Here is a 9037-nt window from a genome sequence, read left to right as displayed (position 1 = left end):
ATAGAAATAATTAGTTCTCAAATATTTGAAAAAAGTTCACTGCCACAAAAGCTAAAAGCGATCGCCCGATTCCGTCCAAAGAATTGCGATCGCTTTAAGTCAAACCATATCCCGAAGGGGGAAATAAATGGATACCTATATTGTAAGAGAGGTGCTGCAAAAGTGCATCTCTAATTCGGTACAACAGTTAATAGACTGTTTTGTAGGAGGTGTAGCATGATTAATTTCATCGCACCTTTTAAAATTCTCGACTATTTAGATCGCCTTGATATAGTCAAACAAACTTTAACTGAATACCACTGTAAATGCCCTGTCTGTAGCGACGGTGGTTTCAAGATCGACAAACGTAGTGGCAAGTATTATGCGTTTAAGTGTGGTTGCGAAGTTAGAGACATCCGAGAAGCTATTCGCCCTTGGAAAGAGGTGGAAGGTGAAAGGCAAAAAGGAAAAAAGGAAAAAAATTCCTTTAACCTTGACCCTTTCCCCTTTCCCCTAAAGCAAAAGCTTTTAGCCAGATTACCAGCAGCAGCCGAAGATATACCTCAGCCAAATACGGATACAGAAATTCCCGAATGGCTACAGAAACAAGGAATACCAAGCAACGCTACTGAAACCCGTTACCACTACTCAAAAACGCAGTGGGTGTCACGTTTTCAATGGCAAACCGATAAAGGTCGAGAGAAAACCTTTAGACAGGCACATAGAGCCTCAAACGGTTTAGTACGCTGGAAAAAAGGAGCAAAAGATTGGAATGCTTATCGACAAAATGAAGCCGCTGCTAACTGCCGTAACAAATGGGTATTAGCAGTAGAGGGTGAAAAATCTGTCGAAGCAGGTAGAGCGATCGCCATATCAGCTATTACTTGGCAGGGTTCTAACTGGAATAAAAACGCAATTGCTTCAACTATAAAAGCTTTGAAAAAAGCTGGTGCAGAGGGTTTGGTTTACTTTCCCGATAATGATGAAGCAGGGAGGAAAAAAGCCAGCCTAGTAGAATCAGCAGCTATTAAAGTTGACTTCTCTTGTCTAGTTCTCAATCTCAAAAACATCTGGACAGAAATACCAGAGAAAGGAGATTTAGCTGATTGGGTAAAAGCTCATGGTCATTTAGATGCCGAAGAACTAATAGCCAAATTAGAGGCTGCTATCGAACAACAATACAAGCAGACTGAGCAACAGGACGACAAAGTAACAGAGCCGAAAACAGAAGTCGCTCAGTCTACTAATGTTCCAAATTGGTCGCAATCAGATTTAGCATTGTGGTTGGCAGAGAAGTATCGATCGCGCCTAGCATGGAATACGGAACTACAGCAGTGGTATCGTTATAGTTCAGTTATTGAGGGAATCTGGAGCATCGAACCTACAGAATTTGTGGGGCAATTAGTCAAGTTAGAATTAGAACAAACTGCTAGTGCGATAGCCTTATCGAATCCAAAAGGAAAAAAGCCAAGTTTCACCATCAGCTTTATCAATGGTGTAGTCGGATTACTAAAAATGGATTTGGCAGTGCGTTGTTGGGATGAAGCTACAGGATTGTTACCACTGCGAAATGGGGTTTTAAACTTAGAAACTAAAAAGCTGTTACCCCATGCCCCCGAACATAAGTTAACTTGGTGTCTGCCATATAGCTATAATCCTCTGTTGTCCTGCTACCCAATACAGCAATGGCTAAACCAAATGTGTCGGGGTGATGAGGATTTAGTCCAGCTAATGAGAGCCTATCTGCGAGGAGTAGTCACTGGTAGAACCGATTGGCAGAAATATTTGGAATTAATAGGACCTGGAGGAACGGGTAAATCCACTTTTACTAGATTAGCGATCGCACTAGTAGGACAAGAGAACACCCATACCACTACCCTGAAAAAACTAGAGGGGGAAAAGTTTGAAACCGCTTCGGTTGCTGGCAAGCGTTTGGTGTTAATTAACGATTCGGAACGATACGCAGGGGAAGTCAGCAAACTTAAAGCTCTGACTGGTCAAGATACCTTACCATACGAAGTTAAGTACAGACAAAGTAGCGGTGGCTTTACTCCTCAAGCAATGACCATTGTGGCGACTAATGAAGTGATTCAGAGTAGTGACTATACTTCAGGACTAGAAAGAAGAAGAATTTCAATCCCGATGTTTAATCGGATTGAGAGCGATCGCCAGAGAAATTTAATCGAGCATCGTAATGGAGAAATGTTTGGTGAATTTGTCCCCTATCTATCAGGATTACTCAATTGGGTGTTGGCAATGGACGAGGAGGAAGCTACTAACATCATTAAAAACTATGAAACTGCCGTACCATCTCTATTAGCAATGAAGACACAGACATTGGTAGAAACTAATCCCATCGCTGACTGGCTAGATAACAAGGTAATTTTAGACCCCGAAGCTAGGACTAATATCGGAGTAGCCAAACGCGATAAAGATAGTAACTCGGATAACTGGTATTTACACAATGACGAATGGTTATACCCTAACTATGCTGAATACTGTCACGATACTGGTACTAGGTCAATTGGGTTACGTAGGTTTGTTAATCTGCTATCCGACCTGCTAAACAATCAGTTGAGATTAAATTTAGAAAAGGGACGCGATCGCGCTGGTTCGTTTATCAGAGGTTTGAGACTTCGCGATGCAGCAGATGATGAACCACCATTGATTACTAACAGAGCAGTAAAAACCAAAACAGATTCTAGTAGTACGAATGTCATTAGTAAACTTTGGAATTTGGTGATTGAGAAAGTGGTTAAAGCGATCGATTGCGTGATGGATGAGAGCGTTGATGAAGAAGATGGTAATCTAGAAACTGCCGAAGACAATCGAGCAGAAGTAGAAGAAAATATTGAGGAAGTAGAAGCTGAAGAAATCTCTACTAAAGATGAAGTTCTTAGCGTGGGCGATCGGGTAATGATTAAAGATTGTCCTGGTCACTGGAGTTGGGCGCAACCCTTTCAAGTATTAGCTATTGAGGATAATATGGTGGCGTTGGAACTAGTGGATGAATTAGTTCACATTAATCAATTGCAAATATGCCACAACAAGAATTTAGAGTCGAAAAATTGATAGCGATTGATAAATATATCCTTGTGGTTTATTACACAACTGCACATTGTTATCAGTTTTCAATCATAGATGAAGTAGGAAAAGTCTACAGTTTTGATTTGGCTTGCTATAGTCTCAATGCTGCCGAGCAAGGAGGTAGAACGGCAATTAAAGTGGTTTCAAAGCGAGATTAGAAGAGATTGTCGAAAACCACCTTCCTTCAGGCGATTGGCTTGCGCCAGCGCAGTCATGCGATAAGCCCGAAGGGGAGGGCGCGTCTGTCGAGGTTTCCTTGTCAGTTTATGCCGCCCGTCATCCGCTTCGCGATTGCCTACGGCAGCGGCAAAGCCGATCGCCTAAAACGAAAAAATTCGATAGAGTAAGAAAAATACTTTATTGGGTATTAGTGATGGTGAATAAAACCTCTTTGCCTCCTGCAACGAAAAATGAAGCACAGAAACAAGATCGGGGCAACAAAGTCTTTAGTCCCAAGAATAGTTCATCATCTAATTTAGAAGCAGACAATACAAGCAAAACTAAACTCAAAACCTCTCAGACATCCGAATCTAAGAAAATCTTCCAAGCGATCGGAGTAATTGAAGGTGCAGTAGCGGTTAAAAACGAGGAACAACTTACAATTACCATAGAGGGACAAAAATATCGTTTGGGCTACACTGCTAAATCAAAACAAAGATATAAAGTCTTAGTAGAAGAAATAACATCTCAGAGCAGCAGGACTCTTCAGCTATCAGTCTATCCTCAAATTAGTTACAACAAAAAACAAGAAGGTTACAAAATAGATTTTAACTTGGTGACGGTCGCGAACACAGAAGAAGCTAGAGAAAGTATTTTTCAAGATTTAGAGCCTGGTGAGTTTTACCTGTCGGGGTTCTGGCAATATGTACCTTTCTTTGAGTCTCCAGTCATTGCAGTGTTTAGAAATTACAGTAACAAATTAGCTCAAACAGTAGAAAGAGTTGGGACTAAGAAGGCTAAACAGATATTAAAGCCGAATTATATTCCTGTAGAATGGGCAGATTCATCAGTGGCAGCATTTAAATACGACCCCGATCTTGAGAAAAAGCAGCAGATGTCCCGCTATTTCGTGCGCGTGAAAGCTAAATTCTGCTCGGAGAAGGATTGCTTTGAGGCGATCGAAAAGATTGGAAACAGTACAACCCAAGCACCTAAATATTTGAAGTAAGAACTTGTCTTGAGTGTCGGTCTAACAGCATTAGAGATCTGTCTGCTTTGTAGTATATATGCAGCAAGTAAGTTTTAAGTGCAGTGATAAGTATGATGGAATCGCAATAGCTAGAAACCTTGTCAGTTATGGATATGATTGATGTGACGGCAAAATAAAAAACTCATAATTAATTTAACCAAAGTATATTTGCACCTGCATGGTGGAATAAAAATCTGAGAAAGTTTTTGATTTGTCCATCACAGTCGTTTTTTACTGATTCCAAATCCTTAAAATTAGTCAGAATGATGAATATGAATACTACTTGGCTAAAGCTATGAAAGCCAAGGAACACCACGAGAGAATTAAGGAAGCGAGATAAGAAGGCGTTTCTGCCCTACTTTTGTTACTGTCTTTTAGCCATCGCTCAGACTAATTGAATAAAGTGTTTATAGACGACTGCTCAAAATTATAAAAGCTAAAAAACTATATGGCATCAGCTTTAACTTGGACACTTTTATTTGGCTATGGCTTGTTTGTCTATGTTGTAGTGCAAAAAACAACTCCGAGGCGCGTTTCTGCATCGGGTTTCTTTCAGGGAGAATCAGCAGATGGCAAAACTCCTCGATTGTGGCTGCTCGTTTCTAGTGCGGCAATATCCTGGATTTTTGCCAAATCTATTGATAACGCAGCGAGTCTTGCCTATGCCTTTGGCATTGTTGGAGGGGTAGGCTACGCCATCTACTATTGCAGCTTCATAACCGCCGCGATTGCCATTTACCATCTTCGAGTCAGAGGCTACACTTCCCTACCCAGTTTTCTCGTTGATAAATACGACCCCATCTGCGCCAAACTGTTTTTAGTAGCAATCGCCATTCGTTTGTTCAACGAAGTCTGGTCAAATACAAAAGTCTTCTCGCTTTATTTTGGAGCAGAGGGTAGCCTTAGTTACTGGATGGCGGCTATTGTCGTTACAGGATTTACCGTGTACTATACGCTTCTAGGAGGACTCCGCAGCAGCTTGCTGACTGATGGGATGCAGATGTTGCTAGCGGCTGTTTTGCTGGTGGCTATTCTTACCGTTCTTACTCCCGAATTGCTTCAGGAAGGATTTCCGAATGTCGAACCTCAAACCCAAGCAGCAGGAATGACGTTTTGTGGTCTGGCTCTAGTGCAAATTCTTAGCTACCCGTTCCACGATCCAGTGCTTACCGACCGCGCTTTTATCACCTCTCCCAAGAAGATGGTGCGGGGATTTGTGCTTGCGGGTCTGCTCAGCGGCGGTTTTATTTTACTCTTCAGTATTGTTGGTCTTTATGCTCTCCGTTTGGGAGTCGAGGGTCAACCTACTTTAACCGTTCCTATGCTGTTTGGCTTACCGTTACTATTGGTTTTTAACGCGATTATGTTAACCAGTGCAGGCTCGACATTAGATTCTACTTTCTCTAGTACGGCTAAACTATCGGCGAGAGATTGGTTTAACCGAAGCGGACAGCCTACTGAGTTACAAGCACACACTGGACGTTGGGCAATGATAGCCATTGCTATTCTGGGCAATTTGCCTCTATTGAGTATTTATTTAGGAGATAGAATTGGTCCAGCAATTATTCTCGCCACGACGATTAGCGGCACGATGGTTATGGGTCTTGCCCCCATTTTTCTCCTCTCCTTTATTCGCTCGGCAGGGACATTAAGCTTTCACTTGGCTTTCTGGAGCGGTTTGATTTTGGGCATTTTACGAGTCATAGAAAACGCTTTTCAAACAGAAATCTTTCCCGCTTGGATGGCTCTGGGGATTGGCGAGTATGCCATCGACTTAGGAATCAATGTCTATGGTTTAATTTTGTGTGTTATTGGTTATCTGCTTGGTGCTCTTTTAAATCGAAAGTCTTAAACAACAATAAACATCATGGTATCTTTTATCAGCTAAAATTAATCTTGGTTTTGTCAGACTGATGCTCAAAAGACTTTCGCTCAATTAGATCTCAAATGAGTTTTATAATTTGAAGACTCAATTGGCTGTAAAGAATTGCTTCTGGGTTCAATAACTCTTTCAATCAAGCAAAAATTGGGCATTTCTTGGCGGCATCGGAGACAAAACCAAATAATTTTACGTTGCTGAAAATGACAAAGTAAAATATCGTCACATACAGGACAGAAGTATTTCATATTTTTTCGTCTTAGAAAAGACCAAAATAAATGGTGTTCATTCCGCCATGAATTAAAAATTTGACTCAATAATTTATGTAACAAATAATTATGTAACTCTTTGTTTAGTAGTTAATGAAAATTTTCGACATCAAACAAGTTCAAAACAAAGTAGCCAAATAAGTTGGCGGCTTTAGTTGATAAAAGTAGCTGGAAACCCAGTGATTGATAGTGTTAAATTAACCGTTTTAAAAAGTCGCTTTATCTTTGATTTTAATAGAGCGATTTCTCATTTCATCAGTATTTTTACTGAAAATGAAATGCTAATTCTATTAACCCAAGTTGCGGGTTAGTAGATGAGTTGATAGAGATTAGTCAATTACGTAAATGTTAAAGAAGCCTTTAGTTATTAGCCTTTAGCTATTGGCTTAGTTTCTAGATAGGCGTTTGGCTCTCCGATAACACGCGCTGGAGCGCGTCGCCGTGCTTTGCACGTCGGATCGGCGGATGCCGATCGCTACCTCTCACTTGAAACAGCTAAAGGCTAACCGAATGTTAAACAGATAAAGATGGTTGGGTCGATCTAAGGAAAGAAGTACTATTTCAAAGTATTAATAGAGCAATGGCGGTAATCTTGACAATCTTGGCGACAATACCTTGGTCAAGGCAATTAGAGTTGATTTTGATTTTGTAAAGAGCGCGATTGCGCTCAAAGAAGAAATTAATTATGTAACCTTGAGTTGAGCTTCAATGCTGCTTGATTAGGATTGAAAAAAGAGATTTTCTTGTCCACTTTGTAGTATATACGCAGTTAGTAAGTTTTAATTACAGTAATGGGTGTGATTGAAGTTTGATGGCTAGAAACCTTGTCAGTTATGAATGTGATGAGCGTGACGGCAAATTTAAAAACTTCTAAAAGATAGTATTACTATTACCAAAGTAAAACTGCATTTGAATGGTGGGACAAATATACGAAGAAGTTTTCAATTTATCTGTCACAATTGTCCGATGATCGAGAAAATCGAAACCTTAGATACGGAATGAGCGAAGCGTTTTTACGAGTCTGTATTTCAAGTGCAATTGGAGAAACTGGAAAACAACAATCAGGAGATGTGTAATAAATTAGATGCAGTTTATTCCAGGACTGTCCTGGACACATCAGCAATGGAAGTTAACCTAATTTCTCAATCCCAACCGCTTTTTCATGCAGTTTTTGCATTATAATTTGATATTTTTGCATAATCAGGTCGAACTGAGCTTAAATCTTAACTAGGATTGTAATTACTTCCTTCTCACTCTATGTTTGAACGCTAACATTGGTAGCCAAACAGAAATTCAAGCTCTTAACGTCTGCTCAAACATCATGTAAACAAACTTCAAGTATATGGTTATTAATAATTCCAATTCTCAAAATCAAGCATTGCTTTGTGCTTATATTAATCTCACCTCTGAGATTCAAGTGGCTAAAATTCCAGAGAACCCTGAATTTGAGAAAGTTATTTTTCCCTACGAAAAACTTTTATTTAAGGCTTCTGAGGGAAGTGGGTTGAATATATTCATTGAAGTAGCTGGCAAGACATCTTTGTTCGCTTCAATTCCTTGTCAACAATTGCAAAGCCACGCTCCAATCAAATCCAATCGATAAGCCAGTTATAAGAATACTTACACACAACAAAGCCTTCGCTAGTTTTCCCCCTAGTTCATCCAGATTAGTCAGATTTGAAGTGCTAATTACAGCATCTCGAACCTGGGAGATAGCAACGGTCATTTGCTGTAAAAGATTTTTGTGCCACTGCTCGGATTTAGCTGGTGGATTGCGATCGATTTGTTTAGCGATTTTCTCAAAAATTCGTTCGATCCCAGAATAAAAACCATGTATGTCTAGCGCGATCGCGTCAAGGATGCGGGGTTAAGCATCGTTAACGTCAACTAAATTGATAGGGAAAAAATTATAGCCGTTTTCCAATATTATGTTGTCTAAAGCACATCCAGCTTGCCAATAGAGATCGCTTGGTAAACCCCAAACAGCGAGGTCGATGTCAGAGTCTTCAAAAATCGATTCGACATCGAGCATCGAACCAAATAACACTACTCTGCTAACACCAAATTGCTGTTTGAGAAGCTTGGCGCACTGACGAGCAATTTCTATACCTTGTTGCTGTCTGACTTTCATTCGAGCTATAAACTGAGGTCGTTCGGCTCTAGCTTTTAAAACTCGCTCGACAATTTGTTGTTCGGTTGTGGGGTCTAAAATACTCATGACTATGGAAGTGCGATCGCGCGGAAGCGCACTAGCTTTGCTAATCGCGCTTTTTATCTTTATTATCGCTTTTATCGCAGGGTAATTGCACATAGTTTACTTCTGACAAAGAGCGATCGCCTACTACCTTGTCTAAAATAAAAATGGCTGAAAGTGTTGGAATGGTAGAGATGTGAGTTCCCACACCTCAAGGTGTGAGATACCGCAGATTAAGGTGCGGGATACTGACCGCTCATAATATAGAATCAAAGACTACATCAAAAATAAAGCAACAAAGCAGTTTGCTGTTGCCGCTTTAGAAATGGCTAAAGATAAAGAGAGAAGTCTAAAGCGAGTAAATTTATTAGAGGGAACTGCAACTGCTTGTAGCCCAAAATAAGCACAATTGAAGGCAGAAGCAGAAATTAATCCAGAAG

The 9037-nt window shown here is 40.3% G+C and carries 8 protein-coding genes; 5 read left to right on the top strand and 3 right to left on the bottom strand.

The features are described from left to right. The first annotated feature begins 216 nt into the window (after nt 1–216). The 5 genes from KV40_RS32470 (at nt 217) to KV40_RS23145 (ending at nt 8006) form a co-directional block, all read left to right on the top strand. Nucleotides 217–3051 (top strand): phage/plasmid primase, P4 family, encoded by a 2835-nt coding sequence (locus tag KV40_RS32470; RefSeq protein ID WP_052055870.1) that lies wholly within the window; start codon nt 217–219, stop codon nt 3049–3051. A 23-nt stretch (nt 3052–3074) separates the two neighbouring features. Next, on the top strand, nt 3075–3224 hold the full coding sequence (locus tag KV40_RS23160; protein WP_156114187.1) for a hypothetical protein: 150 nt from the start codon (nt 3075–3077) through the stop codon (nt 3222–3224). A gap of 215 nt (nt 3225–3439) precedes the next feature. Beyond that, a complete protein-coding gene (locus KV40_RS23155; RefSeq protein ID WP_036486470.1) occupies nt 3440–4234 on the top strand; it encodes a hypothetical protein in 795 nt (264 codons plus the stop codon). A 469-nt stretch (nt 4235–4703) separates the two neighbouring features. Next, on the top strand, nt 4704–6107 hold the full coding sequence (locus KV40_RS23150) for a Na+/proline symporter (RefSeq protein ID WP_036486468.1): 1404 nt from the start codon (nt 4704–4706) through the stop codon (nt 6105–6107). Nucleotides 6108–7745: 1638 nt separating this feature from the next. After that, a complete protein-coding gene (locus KV40_RS23145) occupies nt 7746–8006 on the top strand; it encodes a DUF1830 domain-containing protein (protein WP_052055869.1) in 261 nt (86 codons plus the stop codon). Here the strand turns inward: KV40_RS23145 and KV40_RS37405 are convergent. The 3 genes from KV40_RS37405 to KV40_RS35155 are packed head-to-tail and all read right to left on the bottom strand — an operon-like array spanning nt 7953 to nt 8805. After that, nucleotides 7953–8252: a hypothetical protein gene (locus KV40_RS37405; RefSeq protein WP_371260822.1), complete on the bottom strand. Its 300-nt coding sequence runs from the start codon at nt 8250–8252 to the stop codon at nt 7953–7955. The two genes, KV40_RS23145 and KV40_RS37405, sit on opposite strands and share 54 nt — an antisense overlap. Nucleotides 8253–8270: 18 nt before the next feature. Then, nucleotides 8271–8621, bottom strand: a complete 351-nt coding sequence (locus KV40_RS23140; RefSeq protein WP_036486474.1) for a nucleotidyltransferase family protein — start codon at nt 8619–8621, stop codon at nt 8271–8273. A 40-nt stretch (nt 8622–8661) separates the two neighbouring features. Beyond that, entirely contained in the window at nt 8662–8805 is a 144-nt protein-coding gene (locus tag KV40_RS35155; protein WP_156114128.1) for a hypothetical protein, read from the bottom strand. Nucleotides 8806–9037 lie beyond the last annotated feature (232 nt).

This window comes from Myxosarcina sp. GI1, from assembly GCF_000756305.1.
GTDB lineage: Bacteria > Cyanobacteriota > Cyanobacteriia > Cyanobacteriales > Xenococcaceae > Myxosarcina.
Note: the sequence above shows the minus strand (reverse complement) of the source record. Positions and strands in the feature narration are given on the sequence as shown.